Origin of the sequence: Microbacterium sp. Root166 (genome assembly GCF_001427145.1) — a bacterium.
Taxonomy (GTDB): Bacteria; Actinomycetota; Actinomycetes; order Actinomycetales; family Microbacteriaceae; genus Microbacterium.
Map to the genome: position 1 here is coordinate 37,790 of NZ_LMGL01000002.1, position 22,022 is coordinate 59,811.

Annotated in this window: 21 protein-coding genes; 12 read left to right on the plus strand and 9 right to left on the minus strand. The window is 68.5% G+C overall.

Translation table 11 applies throughout. The features are described from left to right. The first annotated feature begins 35 nt into the window (after nt 1-35). From pilM to ASD56_RS07985, 5 genes are read left to right on the plus strand one after another with little or no spacing between them, the layout of a single operon-like run. Complete coding sequence (gene pilM / locus ASD56_RS07965) at nt 36-1,070, plus strand: pilus assembly protein PilM (RefSeq protein ID WP_055963956.1); 1,035 nt, start codon at nt 36-38, stop codon at nt 1,068-1,070. 50 nt (nt 1,071-1,120) lie between these two features. Continuing rightward, nucleotides 1,121-1,714, plus strand: a complete 594-nt coding sequence (locus ASD56_RS07970; RefSeq protein ID WP_157535886.1) for a hypothetical protein — start codon at nt 1,121-1,123, stop codon at nt 1,712-1,714. Further along, nucleotides 1,714-2,388 carry a hypothetical protein gene (locus ASD56_RS07975; RefSeq protein ID WP_055963962.1) on the plus strand — a complete coding sequence of 225 codons (675 nt, stop codon included), beginning with the start codon at nt 1,714-1,716 and terminating at the stop codon, nt 2,386-2,388. The genes ASD56_RS07970 and ASD56_RS07975 overlap by 1 nt, the downstream gene beginning before the upstream one ends. 3 nt (nt 2,389-2,391) lie before the next feature. Beyond that, entirely contained in the window at nt 2,392-3,531 is a 1,140-nt protein-coding gene (locus ASD56_RS07980; RefSeq protein WP_082541380.1) for a type IV pilus twitching motility protein PilT, read from the plus strand. A 1-nt stretch (nt 3,532) separates the two neighbouring features. Further along, nucleotides 3,533-4,771 carry a type II secretion system F family protein gene (locus tag ASD56_RS07985; protein ID WP_082541381.1) on the plus strand — a complete coding sequence of 413 codons (1,239 nt, stop codon included), beginning with the start codon at nt 3,533-3,535 and terminating at the stop codon, nt 4,769-4,771. 94 nt (nt 4,772-4,865) lie between these two features. Here ASD56_RS07985 and ASD56_RS07990 read toward each other — a convergent pair whose 3' ends face one another. Then, a complete protein-coding gene (locus tag ASD56_RS07990) occupies nt 4,866-6,536 on the minus strand; it encodes a GspE/PulE family protein (protein WP_055963965.1) in 1,671 nt (556 codons plus the stop codon). Between the two features lie 87 nt (nt 6,537-6,623). On the opposite strand from ASD56_RS07990, the gene ASD56_RS07995 reads away from it, so the two are divergent. Beyond that, on the plus strand, nt 6,624-7,643 hold the full coding sequence (locus tag ASD56_RS07995) for a YihY/virulence factor BrkB family protein (protein ID WP_055963968.1): 1,020 nt from the start codon (nt 6,624-6,626) through the stop codon (nt 7,641-7,643). A gap of 22 nt (nt 7,644-7,665) precedes the next feature. Here the strand turns inward: ASD56_RS07995 and ASD56_RS08000 are convergent, their stop codons facing one another. The 4 genes from ASD56_RS08000 to glgP all read right to left on the minus strand — a co-directional run bounded on the left by ASD56_RS08000 (nt 7,666) and on the right by glgP (nt 14,419). Next, on the minus strand, nt 7,666-8,169 hold the full coding sequence (locus tag ASD56_RS08000) for a hypothetical protein (RefSeq protein ID WP_055963972.1): 504 nt from the start codon (nt 8,167-8,169) through the stop codon (nt 7,666-7,668). Between the two features lie 99 nt (nt 8,170-8,268). After that, nucleotides 8,269-9,000, minus strand: coding sequence for a glutamine amidotransferase (locus ASD56_RS08005; RefSeq protein WP_055963975.1), 732 nt, complete (start codon nt 8,998-9,000; stop codon nt 8,269-8,271). A gap of 163 nt (nt 9,001-9,163) precedes the next feature. Next, entirely contained in the window at nt 9,164-11,680 is a 2,517-nt protein-coding gene (locus ASD56_RS08010) for a rhamnogalacturonan lyase (protein ID WP_055963978.1), read from the minus strand. A gap of 180 nt (nt 11,681-11,860) precedes the next feature. Further along, nucleotides 11,861-14,419: an alpha-glucan family phosphorylase gene (gene glgP, locus ASD56_RS08015; RefSeq protein ID WP_055963981.1), complete on the minus strand. Its 2,559-nt coding sequence runs from the start codon at nt 14,417-14,419 to the stop codon at nt 11,861-11,863. A 124-nt stretch (nt 14,420-14,543) separates the two neighbouring features. Here glgP and ASD56_RS08020 point away from each other — a divergent pair, with 124 nt between their 5' ends. Next, a complete protein-coding gene (locus ASD56_RS08020; protein ID WP_055963984.1) occupies nt 14,544-14,777 on the plus strand; it encodes a hypothetical protein in 234 nt (77 codons plus the stop codon). After that, on the plus strand, nt 14,764-15,405 hold the full coding sequence (locus tag ASD56_RS08025; RefSeq protein ID WP_055963987.1) for a CYTH domain-containing protein: 642 nt from the start codon (nt 14,764-14,766) through the stop codon (nt 15,403-15,405). Before ASD56_RS08020 ends, ASD56_RS08025 begins: the two co-directional genes overlap by 14 nt. A gap of 329 nt (nt 15,406-15,734) precedes the next feature. Here ASD56_RS08025 and lpdA read toward each other — a convergent pair whose 3' ends face one another. Both lpdA and ASD56_RS08035 read right to left on the minus strand, forming a co-directional pair. Further along, a complete protein-coding gene (gene lpdA, locus ASD56_RS08030) occupies nt 15,735-17,132 on the minus strand; it encodes a dihydrolipoyl dehydrogenase (protein ID WP_055963990.1) in 1,398 nt (465 codons plus the stop codon). A gap of 9 nt (nt 17,133-17,141) precedes the next feature. Further along, on the minus strand, nt 17,142-17,813 hold the full coding sequence (locus ASD56_RS08035; RefSeq protein ID WP_055963992.1) for a copper resistance CopC family protein: 672 nt from the start codon (nt 17,811-17,813) through the stop codon (nt 17,142-17,144). A 109-nt stretch (nt 17,814-17,922) separates the two neighbouring features. Here ASD56_RS08035 and ASD56_RS08040 point away from each other — a divergent pair, with 109 nt between their 5' ends. Further along, on the plus strand, nt 17,923-18,324 hold the full coding sequence (locus ASD56_RS08040) for a hypothetical protein (protein WP_055963995.1): 402 nt from the start codon (nt 17,923-17,925) through the stop codon (nt 18,322-18,324). Between the two features lie 30 nt (nt 18,325-18,354). Here the strand turns inward: ASD56_RS08040 and ASD56_RS08045 are convergent, their stop codons facing one another. After that, nucleotides 18,355-18,705: a hypothetical protein gene (locus ASD56_RS08045; RefSeq protein ID WP_055963999.1), complete on the minus strand. Its 351-nt coding sequence runs from the start codon at nt 18,703-18,705 to the stop codon at nt 18,355-18,357. Nucleotides 18,706-18,890: 185 nt separating this feature from the next. Here ASD56_RS08045 and ASD56_RS08050 point away from each other — a divergent pair, with 185 nt between their 5' ends. The 3 genes from ASD56_RS08050 to ASD56_RS08060 all read left to right on the plus strand — a co-directional run bounded on the left by ASD56_RS08050 (nt 18,891) and on the right by ASD56_RS08060 (nt 20,738). Then, a complete protein-coding gene (locus tag ASD56_RS08050; RefSeq protein WP_055964002.1) occupies nt 18,891-19,391 on the plus strand; it encodes an FHA domain-containing protein in 501 nt (166 codons plus the stop codon). After that, nucleotides 19,391-20,083, plus strand: coding sequence for a transcriptional regulator FtsR (gene ftsR, locus ASD56_RS08055; RefSeq protein WP_055964005.1), 693 nt, complete (start codon nt 19,391-19,393; stop codon nt 20,081-20,083). The genes ASD56_RS08050 and ftsR overlap by 1 nt, the downstream gene beginning before the upstream one ends. Before the next feature lie 109 nt (nt 20,084-20,192). Next, nucleotides 20,193-20,738, plus strand: a complete 546-nt coding sequence (locus ASD56_RS08060; RefSeq protein ID WP_055964008.1) for a MerR family transcriptional regulator — start codon at nt 20,193-20,195, stop codon at nt 20,736-20,738. Between the two features lie 24 nt (nt 20,739-20,762). On the opposite strand, the gene ASD56_RS08065 is transcribed toward ASD56_RS08060, so the two are convergent. Further along, on the minus strand, nt 20,763-21,974 hold the full coding sequence (locus ASD56_RS08065; protein WP_055964011.1) for a trans-sulfuration enzyme family protein: 1,212 nt from the start codon (nt 21,972-21,974) through the stop codon (nt 20,763-20,765). Nucleotides 21,975-22,022: the final 48 nt, after the last annotated feature.

Genomic DNA, 22,022 nt, shown 5'->3' on the forward strand with positions numbered 1-22,022 from the left:
CCGCGGGAGCGACTTCGAAGAAGGTAGGTGAGACCATGGCGAAAACCTCCGTGGCGCTCGAGATCACAGAGGAAAGTGTGCGCGCCGTCGAGATGACGACGGGTCGCTCTCCGGCGCTGGTCGCGGCCGGTGAAGTGCCGCTGCCGCGTGAGGCGGCGAAAGACTCGGAAGTGCTCGATCCGGATGCGGTTGCTGTCGCGCTGCGCCAATTGTGGACGTCCGCAGGCATCAAGGGTCGTCGTGTCACGGTCGGCGTCGGCAGTCGCCGCATCCTCGTCCGCGAGTACACCACTCAGGCGATGAAGCCCGAGCTGCTACGCCAGGCGCTGCCCTTCCAGGTGCAGGATTTGCTTCCGGTACCCGTGGCCCAGGCCGTGCTCGACTTCTACCCCCTCACGCAGACCGGTGACATGATTTCGGGGCTGCTGGTGGCCACCGTCTCGGAGACGATCGAGCAGATCATCACCACGCTCGGCAAAGCGAAGCTGCAAGCGGATGCCGTCGACCTCGTGCCCTTCGGACTCGCGCGGATCGCCAAGCGCGTCGCCGAGCCAGGGGAGACGGTGGCGATGATCCACATCGGCGACCACACCTCTCACGTCGTGGCAGCGACGGACGGCATCCCGCATTTCGTGCGCATCATTCCCGTCGACGTGGCGACCACTGCTGCTCGGCGCGAAGAACTCGCCGCGCCGACACCAGAGTTGGAGTTGGAAGAGATGCTCGAGTCGGTGCCACCGCGACCTACGGCCGCCGGAACCCGCGCCGCGATGCGGAGCAACGGTGGCGCCAACTCACCGGCGGTCAACGACCTCGTCGCGCGCTTGCGCAGCACGATTGCGTTCTTCGCCGCGCGCCCCGGGGCCCCGCAGGTAACGCGAGTGTGCGTCAGCGGAGCCGGGTACCTCGCACCGGGTGTGGCCGAGACGCTCATTCGCGCATTCGACCTGCCCGTGCTGCCCGTGCGTCTTGATCAGCTGATCAACGTCGGCAAGCATCCGCTGCCCGACGAGCTCGCATTCAACACGGTCGCCACGGCGGGCGTACTCTTCGGGGAGGCCTCGCGATGAGCGTCGCAGTACCTGTGCTGGTTCGGCCCGGGGTTCCCCGGGTCAACCTCATGCCCAAGGCGGAGATTGAGCGTCGCGAACGTGCGAAGCTCATGCGGCGATGGTTGTGGGGAGCGCTCGGCGCGCTGCTCCTGTCCGCGGTCATCGTGGCCGGTGCCGTCGTGCTTTCGTGGTTCGCTCAACAGCGGCTGGCCGCAGAGCAGGCGGAGACGACGCAGCTGATCTCCGAACTCGCGGCACTCTCTGACGTGAGCGCCGCGCTGTCCACCGAGTCCGACCTCGACGTCTTCCGCTACGAAGCCATGGGATCGGACTTCGCGTGGGAGCCGGTCATCGGCCAGGTACAGGCTTCGCTGCCTGCCGGAGTCACATTGACTGGCTTCGATCTGATAACCGGCGGTATCCCGCAAACCGACGACCCGACGGCGGAGCTCGGTCTCGTGGGCTCGCTGACATTGGCGAGCCCCAACGCGATCGACATCGGTCAGACGGTGCGCAGCGTCCGTGGCCTCGAGATCGTCTGGGACGCGGACGGCAGGCTCCTCTCCACCGATCAGCAGCTGTCCGGCGTCTACACCTATCAGCTCGAAGTGGCGTTCAACCAGACGATCTATTCCGGTGACTATGCCGAGGGAGACGAGTGATGCCTAAGCAGCTCATCAACATCATCGGACTTGTCGTCTGCCTCGGCATTCTCGCCCTCGCCATCGCGCTCGTCGCGGTGCCGATGTATCTGCAGTCCGTCGGGACCAACGCCGAGGCGAGCCAGGTCGCGCAGACCAACGACATCTACCAGATCCAGGTAGACAGCCTCGAGGTGCAGTCCGAGCGCATGGACGAGATCGAGGCATCTGTCGCCGATCACCGTGCGGAGATTCCCGCGACCAACCGGCTCGACGATGTCTTCGAACTGATCGCGCGATCGGCATCGGCCACCGGGGTCGAGTTGCAGACTGCGACCGCGGGCCTCGATGCGCCCTTCACCGTCCGCACGGAGGCTCTGGTGGTCGGGGAGGTGGCGGAGGTGACGGAGCCCGCCGAGACCGATCCCACCACCGATCCCGCCGTCGAGGACCCTGCAGCCGCGGCGCCGACGGATACGTCAGGCGACGTGCCGGTGGCCGCAGGCGACGGACGCGTGCAGGTCGACTTCGTGTTCACCGTGACTGCCGTCGACTTCAACACCGTGGTGCGATTCCTGGATGCCCTGCGCTCGGGACCACGCCTGCTCAGCTCCATCCAGTCGACGGTGATACCGACCGGCACCGGTTACGACGTGACGGTGTCCGCTCTGACCTTTGTGCTTCCGGAGGCGTGAATCATGGCCCAGACAATTCTTGACGGTCTGCTGGCGTCGGCCGCCCGCAAACGAGCATCGGACGTCCACCTGACGGGGGACGCCGCGCCCCTCATGCGCGTCGACGGCGATCTCGAGGCGATACCTGGCTTCGAGGAAGTCATTCCCACCGCGTGGGTGGAGGCGGCAGCGCACGAGCTGATGACTGCCGCGCAACGGCAGGAGTTCGAACAGCATCACGAGGTCGACCTCGCCCACGCCTCGGACGGCCTCGGACGGTTCCGTGTCAACGTCTACCGTCAGCTGGGCTCGATAGCGATCGCTCTTCGTTTCATCCCCGAGCGCGTGTTCACGCTCGAGGAGCTCGGCGCGCCGGCAGTCGCCCGCGACCTCGCGCTCAGGCCGCGCGGCATGGTGCTGCTCACCGGCCCGACCGGTTCGGGCAAGTCGACCACGCTGACGGCGATGGTCGACATCATCAACAAGACGCTCCCGGCACACGTGATCACGATCGAGGACCCGATCGAGTTCCACCACGAGAGCAAGATGTCGCTCATCCACCAGCGCGAGGTCGGCACCGACACGAACTCGTTCACCGAGGCGCTGCGTCGCGTTCTTCGTCAGGACCCCGATGTCATCCTCATCGGTGAGCTTCGCGACGCCGAGTCCATTTCGACGGCCCTGTCAGCCGCGGAGACCGGCCACCTCGTGCTGTCGACGTTGCACACCCAGGGCGCCGCGAAGAGCATCAACCGCATCATCGATGTATTCCCCTCGCACCAGCAGGCGCAGATCCGCACGCAGCTCGGCGACACACTGCAGGGCGTGATCAGCCAGACGCTGCTGCCGCTGGCCCAGACCGAGGGACGAACGATCGCCACCGAGGTGCTCGTCAACACTCCGGCAGTGGCCAACCTCATTCGTGAAGGCCAGGTACCGCAGATCTACTCCGCCATGCAGGCCGGGGCGAGTGTGGGAATGCACACGCTGGATCAGGATCTCAAGCGGCTCGTGTCGGAGGGGCGAATCGCGCAGCACGTTGCGAAGGCGTACGCCGTGGATCCGTCGACGCTGGACGACGTCTACGTCCGCCCACGGGATCTCGACGCGGAGGCGTGGAGCACCCACGCCGGCGAGTGGCACCACCAGAACTCGGGGGTCTGACATGCCGGTCATCGAGGAATACACCTACCGCGCGGTCGACCCACGCGGCGGGGCCATCGTCAAGGGCACGATCGAGGCGGGAAGCGAGGCGGCGGTCGCCGGCAAGCTCCGGGCTCAAGGCCTCACTCCGATCTCGGTGGCCGCCGTATCGACGTCCGGGCTCAATATGGAGATCAAGCTCCCGGGCCTCACGAAGCACGTCAACCCGAAGACGCTGGCGGTCTTCGCCAGGCAGATGGCGGGTCTCATCAACGCCGGCCTGCCACTCATGCGGACGCTGTCGATTCTGATCGATCAGACCGATGACAAGCGCCTGCAGCCGGCTCTCGTCTCGGTGTACGCCGATGTCGAGTCGGGCTCGTCCTTCTCGGGCGCCTTGTCGCGGCATCCGGATGTCTTCCCTCCCCTGATGTTGAGCATCATCCGAGTGGGGGAGACCGGCGGATTCCTCGGCGGTGCTCTGACCTCGGTAGCCGACAACTATCAGAAGGAGGCCGAACTCCATAACAAGATCCGGTCGGCAACCACCTATCCCATGATCGTGTTGATCGTCGCGGTGATCGGTGTGCTCGCGATGGTGACATTCATCGTGCCGGTGTTCGAGAACATGTTCGCGGGCTTGGGTTCGTCCCTTCCGCTCCCGACTCAGATCCTCGTCACGCTCTCGAAGAACATGGTGTGGATCCTTCCCACGCTCTTCATCGGCGGATTCGTGACCTGGGTGTGGTGGATGCGGAACCGCAACACCGAGCGGGTGCGCAAGGTGTGGGACCCGATCAAACTCAAGCTGCCCGTCTTCGGAAAGCTCGCCACCAAGATGGCGGTCGCCCGCTTCAGTCGCAACCTCTCGATGATGCTGGATGCCGGCGTCCCGATCATCCAGGCCCTCGGCATCGTGGGTCAGGCATCGAACAACTGGAAGGTCGAGCAGGCCGTTCTCGAAGTGCAGGAGTCGATCCGCCAGGGCAAGACGTTCGCCGCGCCACTGGCGAAGGCGAATGTCTTCCCTCCGATGGTGCCGCAGATGGTGTCTGTGGGGGAGGAGTCCGGCACGCTCGTCGACATGCTGTCGAGCATCGCCGACTACTACGAGGACGACGTCGAGACAGCCACCTCGCAGCTGTCGTCTACCATCGAGCCGATCCTCATCGTCGTGCTCGGCATCGTCATCGGCGGCATGGTGATCTCGCTCTACATGCCGATCTTCTCGCTCTACGGCGAGCTCGGTCAGAGCAGCTGAGGGCTCGGCGCCCCGATCCCCTCCCATCGGGGTGGGGGTGTCCGACAAGCCGCCCCCGGGTGAGGCGAAAGCCCCCGGGGGCGGTGCTATGTCGTCAGAGCGAGACGCGCAGGACTTCTTCGATCGTCGTGAGGCCCTGGGCCACCTTCGACCAGCCGTCCTCGCGCAGTGAGACCATGCCCTGCTGAATCGCCATCTGGCGCATCTCGGTGCCGGTCGAGCGCATGACGAGCAGCTGCTCGAGCTCGTCGGTCATGGTCATGACCTCATGCAGGCCGATACGGCCGCGGTAGCCGGTGCCCGAGCACGAGACGCAGCCGACGGCGCGATACAGCTGCGGCACGTCATGCGGGTCGTGCGGGAAGCCGAGCGAGCGCAGCACCTCGGTGGGCTCGGTGTAAGCCGCGCGGCAGCGCAGGCAAAGCCGGCGGGCGAGTCGCTGGGCGATCACGGCCGACAGCGCCGTCGCGACGAGGAACGGCTCGGTGCCGATCTCGGTGAGACGCGTCAGCGCCGACGGGGCATCGTTCGTGTGGAGCGTCGACAGCACGAGGTGGCCTGTGAGGGCCGCCTCGATCGAGATGACGGCGGTCTCCTTGTCGCGGATCTCGCCGACGAGCACCACATCGGGGTCGCTTCGCAGGATGGACCGCAGCGCCGACGCGAAGGTGAGGCCGGCTCGGTTGTTTACCTGCACCTGGTTTATCCCCGCCATGCGGTACTCAACCGGGTCTTCGACCGTGATGACGTTGATACGCGGATTCGCGACCGTCTTGAGCGCCGTGTAGAGCGTCGTCGACTTGCCCGAACCGGTCGGGCCGGTCGCGAGGATCATGCCGTGCGGGCGCGAGATCGCCTCGCGGAAGCGCTGCTCGTTGATCGAGGAGAACCGCAGGTCGCTGAGCGCCATGGCCTGACCGGAGTTGTCGAGGATTCGCATGACGATCTTCTCGCCCCACACCGTCGGCAGCGTCGCGACGCGGAGGTCGATCGCGCGTCCTTCGTGCTCGACCGAGAGGCGACCGTCCTGCGGCTTGCGCCGCTCGGCGATGTCGATCGACGACATGATCTTCAGGCGCGAGATCACGCCGTCCTGGATCGAACGGTCGGCCTTCTGCATCTCGTGCAGCACACCGTCGATGCGGAACCGCACCGTCAGCTGGCGCTCGCCGGGCTCGACGTGGATGTCGCTCGCCCGGTCGTTGATGGCCTGGGTGATCAGCAGGTTGACGAAGCGCACCACCGGGGCGTCGGCATCCTGATCCTCCAGCACCTCGGTGAAGGTGACTCCGGAAGTCTCGCCGGCGGACTCGCCGATCTGCTCGGACAGGTCGCTGAGCTCTTCGTCGGAGCGCAGGTACCGCTCGAACGCCTGCCGCAGCGCATCGCCTGCGACGACCACGGCTTCGACCGACAGGTCGGTGATGCTCGTGATGTCGTCGATCGCGATGATGTCGGTCGGATCGAGCATGCCCACAACGACCTTGTTGCGCATGCGACTCAGCGGAATGAGCTGATATCGGCGACAGAGCGCGCCCGGCACGAGGCCGAGCACGTCCTGATTGATCTCGACACCGTTCATGTCGAAGTACCGGTGGCCCGTCTGCAACGCCACAGCTTCGGCGATCTGCGCCTCTGTGACGATGTTCGAGCTCACCAGAAGCTGTTGAAGCTCCGGACCCTCACCTGCCTCCGCCATGGCTGCCGACATATCGGCAGCACGAACGGCCCCAGTCAGAACGAGTGTTTGAGCGAGTCCTCTCATAATGATTCCCCTATCCCCGATCGTCATACTAGGCCCATAGTGAGGGTGCAGTCACGAGCTGAGGAAACCCTTGGGTAGGGTGGCGCCATGGCTGAGCTGATCGCCAAGGTGACCGCATGGGCCCTCTCACTGAAACCGGTGCGGGTCTGGTTCCACTTCCTCGAGCGCCGCGGCCTCATGCTGGCGGACTCCATCACGTACCGCGCGCTGTTCTCGGTCTTCGCCGGAGTACTGCTCGGCTTCACCCTGGCGTCGCTCTGGCTCGCCGACAACCCGACGGCCTGGGCCGCTCTGGTGAACACCGTGGACGCGGCGATCCCGGGCCTCCTCGGCGAGGACGGCATCATCGAACTCGACGCGATCAAGGCACCCACAGGCCTCACCCTCACGGGCGTGATCGCCGCCGTCGCCCTGGTCGGCGCCGCGATCGGAGCCATCGGCTCGCTGCGTGCAGGACTGCGCACCCTCGCCGACGAGATCCACGACGACGTCTTCTGGATCTGGGTGATCGTCCGCAACCTGCTGCTCGCCCTCGCCGTCGGCGGTGGCTTCGTGCTGTCGGCCGCGGTGACGTTCTACGGCACGACATTCATCGATTGGACGGCCGACGCGCTCGGAATCGAGGGCTTCGTCGCGGATGCCGCCACCCAGGCGCTCGCACTGGTTGCCGTGTTCGTGCTCGACGCCGCCGTGATCGCCCTCGCCTTCGTCGTGCTCAGCGGCGTCAAGGCACGCCCCGGCACCCTCATCGTCGGCTCGCTCATCGGAGGGATTGGCCTCACGGTGCTGCAGCAGCTCTCCGGCCTGTTCGTGCGAGGAGCCGGGGCTAACCCGCTGCTGGCGTCGTTCGCGGCGCTCATCGCGCTGCTGATCTGGTTCAATCTGTCGGCCCAGGTCATCCTGCTGGCGTCGACCTGGATCATCATCGGCGTCCACGAGCGCGCCGACCGCGTGCGCGAGAAGTTCGGCGCTCCCTCGTTCGAAGCCCGCCGCGTGAAGCGAGCTGAGGACGCCCTCCGCGTCGCCGCGGAGGAACTTGAGGTCGCTCAGCAAGCCGCGGCAGAGGCGCGGGAGAAGTCGAAGCCGAAGGCCGCCGTCACCAAGTAACAGTCATCGCGGGGGAGCGGCCTCAGTCGTCGTCGCCCTCGGAGTCGTCGCCGTTGCCCTTGCCGTTGTTCCCCGGGAAGTCTTCGGAGTCCTTGTCGTGGCCGAACGCGTTGCCTTTGCCGTTGTTGCCGGGTCCGTCCTCGTGCTTGCCGGAGCCGTCGGGCTTGCCGCCGTTGCCTGGACCGTTCCCGTCGTCGTCGCGCTCGTTGCCCTTGCCGGGTAAGTCTTCGGAGTCCTTGTCGTGGCCGAAGGCGTTGCCTTTGCCGTTGTTGCCCGGACCGTCGCCGTTTTGGTCGTTCCCGTTGCCCTTGCCGGGGAAGTCGTCGGAGTCCTTGTCGTGGCCGAACGCGTTGCCCTTGCCGTTGTTGCCCGGCCCGTCATCGGCCTCGTTGGCGATCTCGGCGACGTAGCCGGCGGGCGAGAGCACGGTCGGCGTGACGCCGAACGCGATGCTCGGCACGACCAGCGCGGCCGATGCGACCACGGCGATCCCCGCGCCGATCGCCAGCAGCTTCTTCGTGCTCATGGTCCCCCCCCGGGTCCCGAGCGTTCGGGCGCCCGTGCACGGATCGTACACCCGCCCGATCACGGCGGACAGAGCGCCGAGGCCGACCTCGACCCCGGACTACCGCGCGTAGCGCTCGACGAAGGTGCGCAGCATCCGGCTCGGGTGTGAAACCGACGCGCGACGGACCGCAGCCAGTGTCAGCTCGAGCTCGTCGGCGGCAAAGTATCCGTAGCCGGCGTAGGCGTGGATGCGCGTCGTGATGCCGTCGACGTCGAGCTCGGGGTGGAACTGCGTCGCGTACACGTTCTGCCCGACCTTGAACATCTGCACCGGGCAGCCCGGCGACGAGCCCAGCAGCGTCGCGGTCTCGGGGAGGACCGTGATCGCCTCCTTGTGCCCGACGAACGCGGCGAACTCGCGCGGCAGCTCGGCGAGCAGGGGATCGGATGCCCCGGCCTCGGTCAGCGTGACCGGCACGACGCTGATCGGCTCGGGGTAGGTCCGGTCGATCACGGCTCCCTGGTGGGCTCCGAGGGTGCCGATGCCGTAGCAGGCGCCCAGGAACGGGAAGTCACGCGCCACGACCTCGTCGAGCAGCGCGTCGAACTCGGCTTCGACCCGGTGCTGGACGGCGGACTTCGACTCGTCGGGATCGGACGCGTTGAAGGGTCCGCCGCCGACGAAGATGCCCGACAGCGCATCCAGATCGAACCGGGGCATGGGGCCCGCCTCGAGCCGGACGCGGATCAGATCGCGCTCCTCGAGGCCTGAGTAGCGCAGGAACAGCGCGTACTCCTCGTCGGCGGGCACGTCTTCGGCCCGGGTGGCGAGGAGGACGAACGGCTTCACCCCCCAAGCCTACGGCGAGCGGATGCCGCGACTCGCGCCGCGGCATCCGCTCTCCGTCTCACCAACCGACGTGCACGGAATCGGAGATCGTGCCCGACACTCCGCGAGTGGGGCGGCTGCCCCGGCGTGCCGGTGAAGATCTCCGATCCTGTGCTCGCGCTTGTCAGCCCCTGTAGTCGTTCGTCCAGGACGACTCGGCGCCCGGCTCGACCGCCACGTACGGCTTCGGCACGGCCGTGACCGTCACCTCGGCGCCGGCGTCGACCTGATGCGGGCCGTGATCGACGAGCTCGCCGTCGACGTAGTAGTCGAAGGATCCGTCGTTCGGCACGATCACCTTGTCGGGCTTCGAGCCCGGGAGGTCGACGAAGTTCGGCGTCTTCGGAGCGGCGACGCTCGTGGCGAGCGGCACGTTCGCGAAGTCCATGTCGCTGGCCAGGTAGTAGCTCGTGTACGACGGCTGGTTGTACGTCGTGTTCTGGCGAGCCACCTCGGCGCGGTACTGCACGTCGTGCATGAGGGTCGTGAGCTTGTGCCCGGTCACCTCGGTGCTCGTGAAGATGCGCAGCGCCGACGAGTCGGTCGTGCGGACCAGGAGCTCTTCGCGCCAGTCGCCGAACACGTCGGCCACGAGCGACGGGTTGCCCTTGGTGCCGTTGTTCGTTCGGGTGTCGGTCGCCGTGAGCAGGCGGCCGCGCGTCCAGTCGTCGATCGTGACGTTCTGGTCGCCCGAGCCGTTCACGATCTGCGTCGTAAGGTCGGCGGCCCAGCGGATCGACTGGTTCGTGCCCGGGATGCTGGTGCCCAGCACCTCGCCGGTCGCGCTCAGCAGACCCGAGGCCTCGGTGCCGCCTGGCATGCTCGCCCACACCTCGATGCCCGGGACGTCGCTGCGGACGTCGCCGATCATCGCGCGGCCCGTGTCGCGGCCGGAGTACGCCCCGAACAGGACCTCGCCGGTCGCGGCATCCCTCATCGCCGACCCGTACGGGGCGAACGTGCCGCCCTCGTGCGCGGTCCAGATCTCGAGCCCCGGACGCGCCGGATCGATGTCGGTGACGTGCATCGCGTCGCCGTGTCCGAGGCGGACGTTCTCGCCCGGTGCCGCGCTGCCCTCGGGCAGCACATCGAACGAGCTGTACAGCAGCGATCCGTCGTGGTCGAGCGTCGCGGAGCCGTAGACGATCTCGTGCTTGCCGTCGCCGTCGACGTCGGCCGAGCTGAGCGAGTGATCGCCCTGCGTCGTGAGCGTGCCGTACTCCGGGTCGGTGCCGTCGCGCCCGTGCGGCCCGTCGTTGAACGGGTTCGTCATGGGCACGTGGCCGCTGTCGACGAACCAGCGCTGGGTGAGCGCTTCGCCGTCCCAGTCGTAGGCCGCGATGGTCGAGCGCGTGTAGTAGCCCCGGGCGAAGATCGCCGACGGGTGCGTGCCGTCGAGGTAGGCCACGCCGGCCAGGAAGCGGTCGGAGCGGTTGGCGGGCTCGATGCGCGACATCGCGTAGTCGCCCCACAGCAGGCCGTCATCGCCGCGTCCGGGCTCGTACGCCACGGTCTGCAGCTCTTCGCCGGTGGCCGAGTCGAAGACCGTGAGGTACTCGGGCCCGTCGACGATGAAGCCCTCGAACTTGCGGAGCTCGTTGCGGGCGCTGCGCGTCGGAGCGTAGACGTCGAGGAAGTAGTCCGCGAGCTCGCCGGCTGCGGCATCCGAAAGCGGATACTCGTGCGCCACCGGAATGCCCCACGCCTCTTCGAGCGTGGCGGGCCAGTTGCCTGCGACGACCTCGGGGTGCTCGGTCCAGCCCTGGAACATCTCGATGAGGTGAGTGCGGTAGTCGTCGGCGCTCAGCCGGTAGTCGTCGTCGGGGGAGTACCCGGCGGCGATGTCCTCCGCGAGCATGGTGATGTCAGCGGATGCCGCCACCGACCCGTCAACGTTGTACCGCGTCGACGTCGTTCCGGGCGCCGTCTTGAGCATCGTCTCGGACCGGCCGTCGCCGTCGAAGTCGTAGACCATGAACTGCGTGTAGTGGGCGCCGGCGCGGATGTTCACGCCGAGGTCGATGCGGTTGAGCAGCGTGCCGTCGAACTCGTACGTGTCGACGTAGACCGGGCCGGTGTAGCCGCGCTGCGAGACGTCCTTCGAGTTCGAGGGGTCCCACTTCACGATGAACTCGTACGCGCCGTCGCCGTCGACGTCGGCCACCGAGACGTCGTTGGCCGAGTACGTGTAGGCCTCGCCGACGGGGGTGGTGCCGTCCGCGGGCTTCTGCAGCGGCAGGTCGTAGTAGCCGCTCTGCCAGGCCGACACCTCTGCGGACTGGTCGCCGACGACGTCGTGCCATGCCGGAGCCACGGTGTAGACGGAGGCCGCCGTGCCGTCGGGGTCGGAGAAGTTCGTGCTGTCGTCGACCGTGGCGATGCGCTCGCCGTCGCGGAACACCGCGAACGACGGACCGCTGAGGCCGGTGTCGGTGGCGGTCCCCGCCTCGGGGGCGAGCAGGCGCCAGCTGAGGAAGACGCCCTCGGTCGTCGAGACCGCGACGAGGCCGCGGTCGAGCGCCTCGAGCTGTGGTCGCTCGTCGCCGGCGTGCGCCGACACGGGCTGGACCATCCCGAGGATCAGGGCGCCGGCGATGCCGCCGGCTGCCAGGGTGCGTGCGGATGTGCTGCGGAGATTCATCGTCGAATCGCTCTCCCGGTTCGTGTGCGAAAACGCTTTCCGAGATGACGGTAGTTCGCGGGTCCGACAGGGTCAACGATCATTGGAACGTTTTAATGATCCGGCGGCACATGCGAGTTGCCACTTCCGGCGGGATACCCGGGGAGGGAACCGCCAGAAGTGGCAACTCGACCACGAGGGTCAGGACGCGTAGGTCACAAGCCCCAGCTCCACGGCCGAGACGAGCTGCGGATGCCGCGGCACGACGCGCACGGTGTAGCCGAAGGTGCCCGTCACGGTGAGCGGCAGCGTTCCGGTGAACGTGGTCACGCCGTCGACGGCGGGCCCTGCGGGGGAGAGGCGGTGCACCGAGTGCTCGCGCGCGAGCGCGTCGTCCTCGTTCGTGCGGCCGTAGGCCAGCTCGACGGCCACGTCGTCGGGCGACAGGCCGTCCAGGCGCACCCCCGCGCTCACCTCGAGCACATCACCGGCCTGCGCCTGCGACGGGATGCCGGACGAGTCCACGTTCGCGATCGACACCCGCGGCCAGGCATCCTTCACCCGCGTGACGAAGGCCGCGAGAGCCCGAGCCTCGGCGAAGCCGTCCGCTCGCAGTGCCGCGTCGTGCGAGGCCGCCGGGCCGTAGAGCCGCGTGACGTAATCCTGCACCATGCGGTCGCTCGTCGCCTTGGTCCCGAGGTCGGTCATGGTGTGGCGCACCATCTGCAGCCACCGCAGCGGAATGCCGCCCTCTCGCTCGTAGAACCGCGGCACCAGCTGGTGCTCGATGAGGTCGTAGAGAGCGGATGCCTCGGCGTCGTCGCGCTCCTCGTCGTTCGCGGCGGTGTCGGCGGTGGGGATTGCCCAGCCGTTCTCGCCGTCGTACCACTCGTCCCACCAGCCGTCGAGGATCGACAGGTTCAGCACGCCGTTCAGCGCCGCCTTCATGCCGCTCGTGCCGCACGCCTCGAGCGGGCGCAGCGGGTTGTTGAGCCACACGTCGCAGCCGGGGTAGAGGTCCTTGGCGAGCGTGATGTCGTAGTCCGGCAGGAAGACGATGCGCCCGCGCACCTTGGGGTCGCGGCTGAAGCGCACGAGCTGCTGGATGAGGATCTTGCCCGAGTCGTCGGCCGGGTGCGACTTGCCGCCGATCACGATCTGCACGGGGCGTTCGGGGTCGGTCAGCAGGCGCGTCAGGCGCTCCGGGTCGCGCAGCATGAGCGTCAGCCGCTTGTAGGTCGGCACACGGCGCGCGAAGCCGATCGTGAGCACCTCGGGGTCGAGCAGCTCGTCGATCCAGCCGGGCGTGATCCCGCTGCCGTTCGACACGGATGCCGCGACCCGCCGTCGCGCCTCGGCGACGAGCTCGCCTTTCATGTGCTGACGGACGCCCCAGAGCTCGGCATCCGTCACCGACTCACGGTTCGTCCAGTCGTGGGTGTCCGTGTGGGCATCGCCGAACACGCGCTCGCTGACGGCCTTGAGCGCCGGGTGCACCCAGGTGGGCGCGTGCACGCCGTTGGTGATCGAGGTGATCGGCACCTCTTCGGTGTCGATGCCGGGCCAGAGCTGCCCGAACATGCCGCGGCTGACCTCGCCGTGCAGCACCGAGACGCCGTTCGCGTGCTGGCCGAGGTGCAGGCCGAGCACGGCCATGTTGAACACGCCCTGGTCGCCGCCGTCCCACGTCTCGAGTCCGAGCGAGATCGCGCGGCCCGCGTCGAGGTTCTGGAACAGGCCGCTGGAGAGGAAGTCGGCGATCATGTCGCGCGGGAACCGGTCGATGCCGGCGGGGACCGGCGTGTGGGTCGTGAAGACGGTGGAGGCCCGCACCTGGGCGAGCGCGCTGTCGAAATCGAGCCCGTCCTGCGTGATGAGCTCCGACATCCGCTCCAGGCCCTGGAACCCGGCGTGGCCCTCGTTGGTGTGGTAGACGTCCGGCGCGGGGCGGCCCGCGGTGGCGGACCATGCGCGCACCGCGCGCACGCCGCCGACGCCGAGCAGCAGCTCCTGCAGCAGACGGTGCTCACCACCGCCGCCGTAGAGGCGGTCGGTGACCTTGCGCAGCTCTTCGGAGTTCGAGGGCGTTTCGGAGTCCAGCAGCAGCAGCGGGATGCGGCCGATGTCGGCCACCCAGACGCGCGCGTGCAGGCGACGGTCGCCGGGCAGGTCGAGCGCGATCTCGACGGGCGCGCCCGCCTGGTCGCGCAGCAGCGTCAGACCGAGGCCGTACGGGTCGAGCAGCGGGTAACTCTCGCGCTGCCAGCCGTCGTCGCCGATGGACTGGCGGAAGTAGCCCGCCCGGTAGAACAGGCCGACGCCGGTCAGCGGCACGCCCAGGTCGGATGCGCTCTTGAGGTGATCGCCGGCCAGGATGCCGAGCCCGCCGGAGTACTGCGGCAGCGAGCCGTCGACGCCGAACTCGGGCGAGAAGTAGGCGATGTGCGCGGGCTTCGGCCCCTCGAGGCGCTGGAACCAGCGATCGCCGTCGAGGTACGCCGTGAGTCGCTCGTCCTCTTCACGCACGCGCTGGACGAACTCTTCGTCGTGGGCGAGCTCGTCGAGGCGCTCCTGACCGAGAGCGCCGAGCATGCGGGCGGGGTTCGCGCCGATCTCGGTCCACAGCTCGGGATCCATCGACGCGAAGAGCGCATGCGTCGCCCGGCTCCACGACCAGCGCCAGTTCGCGGCGAGGCGGTCGAGGGGAGCGAGGGTTTCGGAGAGGACGGGGCGGACGGTGAACGTTCGGATGGCCTTCACGCGAGCGATTCTAGGGGTCGAAGATGAAAACGCTTGCACTGATACGGATGCCGCGGCCTCCGGCATCCCGAACCGCTTGTCAAGGCCGGGGAGCCTGGGCGGGCCCGGGTCTAGGCTCGGGCACATGGCTATCGCACGACTGCACGGAGGCCCGCTCGACGGGCAGCTCCTTCCCCTGGATGACGCCGACCTCGACCGCATGATCGTCCCGTACAGCGAGACGCAGGTCGTCTATGAGCGCAAGGGCGAACCCGGCAACACCGGGGAGTCCGACGGCCCCACCGAAACCGAATTCTGGTTCGTCGAGGCCGAGGGTGAGATCGACCCCTTCAGCGACCAGGCGCGTGACCGCCGCTGAGCCCGGAGCAGGCCCGGCGCAGTCGTTCGAGGTCGAGCTGAAGTTCGACGTCGACGACGACACCCCGCTGCCCGACTGGTCGGGTCTGCCGGGTGTGGCGTCGGTGGGTGCCGCAGAGCCTCGGGAGCTGGATGCCCGGTACCTCGACACCGCCGAGCTGACCCTGGCACGCGCGGGCTACGCGCTGCGTCGCCGCAGCGGCGGTCCTGACGCCGGGTGGCACCTCAAGGGGCCGAAGGTCGGCGAGGGCCGCGTCGAGCTGCAGTGGCCGCTCGACGACGGCGCGTCCGGTGCTCTCGTCGTTCCCGGTCCGGTGCTGGCCGAGATCGAGCCGCTGACGGGGGAGCCGCTGTCGCCGCTCGCACGCATCCGCAACGCACGCACGGCGTACGCCCTGCGCGCGGCCGATGGCTCCGTCATCGCCGAGTTCGCCGACGACCACGTCATCGCGACCGATGAGCGCTCGGGCCTCGAGCGGCGCTGGCGCGAATGGGAGCTCGAGCTCGGCGCGGGCGCCGCCCCCGTCGACCCCGCCGCGTTCTTCGCCGCGGCCGAGGCGGCCGTGCACGCCGCCGGCGGCCGGGCCGCGGCATCCGCTTCGAAGCTGGCTCGCGCGCTCGGAGCCTGATCGCGCCCGCACCAGACTGACGCTGAAACGGTCCAGAGCGCGCAAACGGCGGTTCCGGCATGCCGACTCACGTCATTCGTGCACTCTCGGCACCAACTCGGCCCCGCACCGACGAGAAACGCCCCGGACCCACGAAGGGTCAGGGGCGTTTCGTCTCGTTTCGCTCGCTCAACGACCAGGCTGGTGCTGAAACGGTCCAGAGTGCGCAAACGGCGGTTGCGGCATCCGGATTCATGTCATTCGTGCACTCTCGGCACCAACTCGGCCCCGCACCGACGAGAAAGCCCCGGACCTGCGAGCAGGTCCGGGGCTTCGTGCTGATCAGCCGATCAGAGGTTGATCATGTGGCCGGCGAGGCCGTGGAAGGCCTCCTGCACGGCCTCCGACAGCGTCGGGTGCGTGTGGACGTTGCGCGCGGCCTCGAGGGCGGTGAGGTCCCACTTCTGCGCGAGCGTCAGCTCGGGAAGCAGCTCGGAGACGTCGGGGCCGATGAGGTGGCCGCCGAGCAGCTCGAGGTGCTCGCCGTCGGCGATGAGCTTGACGAAGCCGATGGGCTCGCCCAGGCCGTTCGCCTTGCCGTTGGCCGAGAACGGGAACTTCGCGACCTTGACGTCGTAGCCGGCGTCGCGCGCCTGCTGCTCGGTGAGGCCGAACGACGCGACCTGCGGCGAGCAGAACGTCGCGCGAGGCATCATGCGGTAGTCGCCGAGGGTCATGGTCTCGGCCTTGCCGATGGTCTCGGCGGCCACGACGGCCTGCGCCTCGGCCACGTGGGCCAGCTGGAGCTTGGCGGTGACGTCGCCGATCGCGTAGATGTGCGGCACGTTGGTGTGCATGTGGTCGTCGATGTCGATCGCGCCGCGGTCGGTCAGCTTCACGCCGGTGTTCTCGAGCCCGAAGCCCTCGACGTTGGCGGCGAAGCCGATCGACATGAGCACCTTGTCGGCGTCGATCGAGCCGGCGCTGCCGTCCTTGGCGGTGTAGGTCACGGTGACCTTGTCGCCGTGGTCGGTGACCGTCTCGACCTTGGTCGAGGTGAGGATCTCGACGCCGTAGCCCTTGTACTGGCGCGTGATCTCCTTCGACACGTCGGCGTCCTCGTTGGGGAGGGCGCGGTCGAGGAACTCGATGATCGTGACCTTGACGCCGTAGTTGGCGAGCACGAAGGCGAACTCCATGCCGATCGCACCGGCGCCCACGACCACCATCGAGGTGGGCAGCTCACGCGTGAGGATCTGCTCCTCGTACGTGACGACGTTCTGGCTGAGGTTCACGCCGGGAAGCAGGCGCACCTTCGAGCCGGTCGCGATGATCGCGTTGTCGAAGGTCACGTCCTCGGTGGAGCCGTCGGCCTTCGTCACCGTGATGGCGTTGGGGCCGGTGAACGACCCGCGCCCCTCGTACTCGGTGACCTTGTTCTTCTTCATCAGGTAGTGGATGCCCTTGACGTGGGTGTCCGCCACCTTGCGGCTGCGATCCCACGCGACGCCGAAGTCGAAGTGCACGTCGCCGGAGATGCCGAACAGCTCCGCCTTGTGGTGGAACTGGTGGGCGAGGTCCGCGTTCTTCAGGAGCGCCTTGGAAGGGATGCACCCCACGTTCAGGCACACACCGCCCCAGTACTTCTCTTCGATGATCGCGACCGACAGGCCGAGCTGTGCGCTGCGCACGGCCGCGACGTACCCGCCGGGGCCCGCGCCGAGGATGACGACGTCGTAGTGAGGCATGCCTCCAGCCTATCGGTCGGCCGGGGGCTCAGATTCGGTCGGCGTCGACGTCGGGGAGGCCGCGAGGCGGGCCTTCTCGCGGCGCGAGCGCGTGGCCAGCGAGTACACCAGGGCGCCGATTCCGGCCAGCAGCAGCACGAGGCCGCCGATGATCCAGGGCGTCGAGTCCACCTTCGAGGCGGGGACGGGCTCGGGGGTCGCTTCGGTCGTCTCGACCGGGTTGGAGGCGCCGTCGGTCGGAGTGGGCAGAGGATCGGCGGGCTCGCTCGGCGCGGGCTCGGCGGTGACCGTGAACGAGAGCTGCCCCGAGATGGGGTGGCCGTCGCTGGAGACGACCTTCCAGAGCACCGTGACGGCACCGGACGCCTCGCCCGCGAGCGGCTGCGTCAGCACGTTGTCCTGCGCGGACGGCTCACCGTCGACGAGAGAGGTGCCCGCGGCATCCGTCACCTCCACGACCGACGCGCCCGCGTCGGTCGCGATCGCCCCGCTGAAAGTGAGCGTGAGGGCGGCCGGAAGCGCGTCGAGCTGTGCGCCGGCGGCGGGATCGCTGCCGATGAGCTCATCGTGGGCAAGGGCGGGGGATGCCGGAGCCACCAGCACCGCGAAGGCCACCAGGAGCGCTGCGATCAGCGCCGCGAGTCGGGGCGAACGGGTAGCGGGGAGTGCCGAAGTCTTCACCCGATCAACCCTAACCAAGCCCCTTCAATCCGCGGGCCGCCGCGTCTAGCATGGGCCGCAGGCGGGCGGTCCTGCCCGCTCTTCGACCCGAACGGAAGAGAGGTGGCGGATGGACTCCATGATGATGGACGCCATGGCCGCGGACATGAAGTCGATGCCCGGCATGGACACGATGGACATGTCGGTCCTGCAGGCCTGTATGGATGCCTGCTCGGCCTGCGAGCAGGCGTGCACGGTGTGCTCCACGCAGATGATGTCGTGCGCCCCGGCGTGCATGAACTGCGCCGACATGTGCAACACGATGATGCGCTCCATGATGCGCATGCAGGGCATGACCTCCGCGTCGATGACGGCGATGCTCGACGCCTGCATCGAGATGTGCCGCGCCTGCATGGACGAGTGCATGCAGCACGCGGATCACAGCGAGGTCTGCAAGATGTGCGCGCAGTCGTGCCAGGCGTGCATGGAGGCCTGCATGGCCGTCAAGGACATGATGATGAAGGCGGCCTGACCGGTCGCCTTCTGGCTGCGCGGCTGCGGGTCAGCCGCGCAGGACGTTGAAGCGCTCGCGACCGATCGCGAGCACGTTGTAGCGCGCGTGGAGAGCCACAGGCGTTCCGGCGGCGAGTCCGGCGGCAGCGCCGGCCCCGCTCCACACCGACACCAAGTCGCCTTCGTCGAGCGTCCGCACCAGGATCACGCCCGTGCTCGCATCCGCCTGATCGACGATGGCGTCCGCCCAGCCCGAGGGTGTCGCCGACGCCAGGCGGGCCTGGATCAGGTGGAGCGCGTGCCCCGGCTCGTACGAGGAGCAGACGTCGCCGTGTCCGCACATGCACGTCGCACGCTCACGCACCTCGAGGGGCGGGAACGGACGGTGCTGGCTCGACATGGGGGGACTCCTTCAGATGGACCCGATCCGGGTGGATCGACGTGCGACCAGGCTAGGGAGGACGTCGGCGCACGGCACGCCGATCGACACGAGGCGAAACAATGAGGGCATCGTGTCCACAGACCGGAACCGGCCCTTTCGTCCGACGACCGATCGGATAGGCTGACAACTCGAAGGGGGCAACCGTGGAAGACAATCGCCGACCCGAAGAGGGCGACATCCGCCGTGCAGGCGCCGAAGGCGGCGAATTCGACCGTGGCACCGACACGACGCAGACGTTCGGGCACGATTCGGATCTGTCCTTCGTGCCGTTCGGCAGCGAGCTCGCCGAGGCCGAGCTCGAGGCCATCGAGGCGCTGCCCACCGGAGCGGCGCTGCTGCTGGTGCGCTCCGGCCCGACCGCGGGCGCCCGCTACCTGCTCGACACCGACGTGACCACGGTCGGACGACACCCCGAGGCCGACATCTTCTTCGACGACGTGACCGTGTCGCGTCGTCACGCCGAGATCACCCGCTCCGGCTCCTCGTTCGAACTCGTCGACCAGCGCTCGCTGAACGGCACCTACGTCAACGGCGAACGCGTCGACCGCGCCGTTCTCACCAACGGCGCCGAGGTGCGCGTCGGAAAGTTCCGGCTGAACTTCTTCGTCTCGCCCGCAGACCTCGCTCAGGCCGCGGAAGGGTGATGCCGGCCGCCTCCGCCCGTGAACGATCGTCGTCCGCGGGCCTACTGAGCATCGGACAGGTGCTCGCCCGGCTCTCCCCGGAGTTCCCGGCGCTCACCTCCAGCAAGCTGCGGTTCCTCGAAGTCCAGGGCATCGTCACGCCGGTGCGCACCGAGTCCGGGTACCGCAAGTTCTCGCAGGGCGACCTCGAGCGGCTGCGCCTGGCGCTCACGCTCCAGCGCGACCACTACCTGCCGCTCGTCGTCATCCGCGAATACCTCGAGGACGTCGATGCCGGCCGTCAGCCGGCGACGCCGACCGCAGTCCCGCCGCCCTCGATCGTGCCGGCGCCCCGCCGCTACCGGCGGGACGAGCTGCTGGCCGCCGCGGGCGCCGCGCCGCAGCTGCTCAACGACGCCATCAGCACGGGCGTGCTGACCGGATCCGACGCCTACACCGAGCAGTCGGTGGCCCTCCTGCGGGCGCTCGTGGCACTCGATCGCCACGGCATCGAGCCGCGGCACGTCCGCGCGCTGCGCCAGAACGCCGAACGCGATGTCGCGCTGGTCGAGCAGGCACTCGCACCGCTGCTCCGGCGCACCGATTCCTCCTCACGCGGCCGAGCCAGCGAGGTCGCGCCCGAGCTCGCGAAGCGCCTCGACGAGGTGCGGGCCATCTTCGTGCGGTCCGCCCTGGAGCGGCTGCTTTCCTGAGGCCCGAAAGCCCGTCGGCGCGACACGCCGGGGCGCAACAGCGGATGTCGTTGCCCGAGCGGGGTGGCTCATCTAGCGTGGAAGTATCCGACAGCGGAGGGGGACGAGCATGACTGCTCGAGACGCGGCCGACAACGAGCCGTTCGTCAGCGAACTCCTCTTCACCGACGGCATGCCGGCGATGGACGACGAGGTCGGCTACCGCGGCGCAGTCGCCGCCCGAGCGGCCGGGATCACGTACCGCCAGCTCGACTACTGGGCCCGCACCGAGCTGGTCCAGCCCACGGTCCGCGGGGCCAGCGGCTCCGGATCGCAGCGGCTCTACGGATTCCGCGACATCCTCGTGCTCAAGCTCGTCAAGCGCCTGCTCGACACCGGCATCTCACTGCAGCAGATCCGCACCGCCGTAGACCAGCTGCGCGCCGCCGGCATCCGCGATCTCGCCGGAACGACCCTCATGAGCGACGGCGCCTCGGTCTACCTCTGCACGTCCAACGACGAGGTCATCGACCTCGTCAGCCGCGGCCAGGGCGTCTTCGGCATCGCCGTGGGCAAGGTCCTCCGCGAGGTCGAGACCGAGCTCGTGGCTTTCGAGGCGCAGGCGCCCGAGACCATGGACGAGCTCTCGGCTCGTCGCGCCGCCCGCACCGCCTGACGGCACGGGCGCCGCGACACGGCCTCAGGCGAAAGAGGCTTCCCGATCCACGCGGGCCTCTGACGCGGCGAACGCGCGCTCGAGGTCGGCGATCAGGTCGTCCGGGCTCTCCAGGCCGATCGACAGGCGCACCAGCGCGTCTGACGGCTTGGCCTCGGACTGCACGGGCCGGTGGGTCAGGGCGGCAGGGTGCTGGATGAGCGAGTCCACGCTGCCCAGCGAGACCGCGTGAGTGAAGAGCTCGACTGCCGCAGTCAGTGAAGAGGCCGCCTCGAATCCGCCGGACAGCTCGATCGCGATCATCGCGCCGGGCCCGGACTGCTGCGTGCCGATGAGACCGTGCGGATCGGAGCCTGCGAAGCCGGGGAAGTGCACGCGCGCGACCTCGGGTCGCGTCGTGAGCCACTGCGCCACCACGCAGGCACCCTCCTGCTGCGCGCGAACACGCACGGGCAGGGTGGCGAGGCCGCGGTGCAGCAGGTACGCGGCGAGGGGATGCATGATGGCGCCGGTGATCGCACGGGTGCGGCGCAGCGCCGCGGCGATGCGCGCGTCGCAGGCGACGACGCCACCGACCACGTCGCCGTGGCCGCCGAGGTACTTGGTCGCACTGTGGAGCGACATCGCGGCGCCCAGATCGAGCGGATGCTGCAGCACGGGCGTCGCGAAGGTGTTGTCGACGAGCACCGGCACATCGCCGGCCGCCCGCACGACGGCGCGGATGTCGACGAGCTCGAGCGTGGGGTTGGCGGGGGACTCCAGGATGACGAGCGCGGTGTCGGACCGGAGTGCTTCGCCGACGCCGTCGGGCGTGCAGTAGGTCGCCTCGACCCCGAGCAGCCCGGAGGCCAGCAGGTGGTCGGTTCCGCCGTACAGCGGGCGCACGGCGACGACGTGGTGCTTCCCCTGCTCGTGCGAGAGGGCGAGCAGCACAGCGGTCACCGCCGCCATGCCCGAGGAGAAGGCTACGGATTCCTCCGCGTGCTCCAAGCGCGCGAGCGCCTCCTCGAAGCGCGCGACGGTCGGGTTCCACAGGCGCGCGTACACGTGCGAACCGCCTTCGAACGGATGCCCGCCGGTGGCGAGCACCTCGTAGGAGAGCCCGCCGACGTCGATACCCGGGAGCGGGTTCGTCGACGAGAGGTCGAGGGGGAGGGCGTGGACGCCCAGGCTCGCGAGATCGTCGCGGCCGGCGTGCACGGCAAGGCTGTCAGGGTGCAGCGACTTCGGTGTCATGCAGTGATCGTCGGTGATTTCGCAGTGATTGGCAAGTCTGCTTGCGCA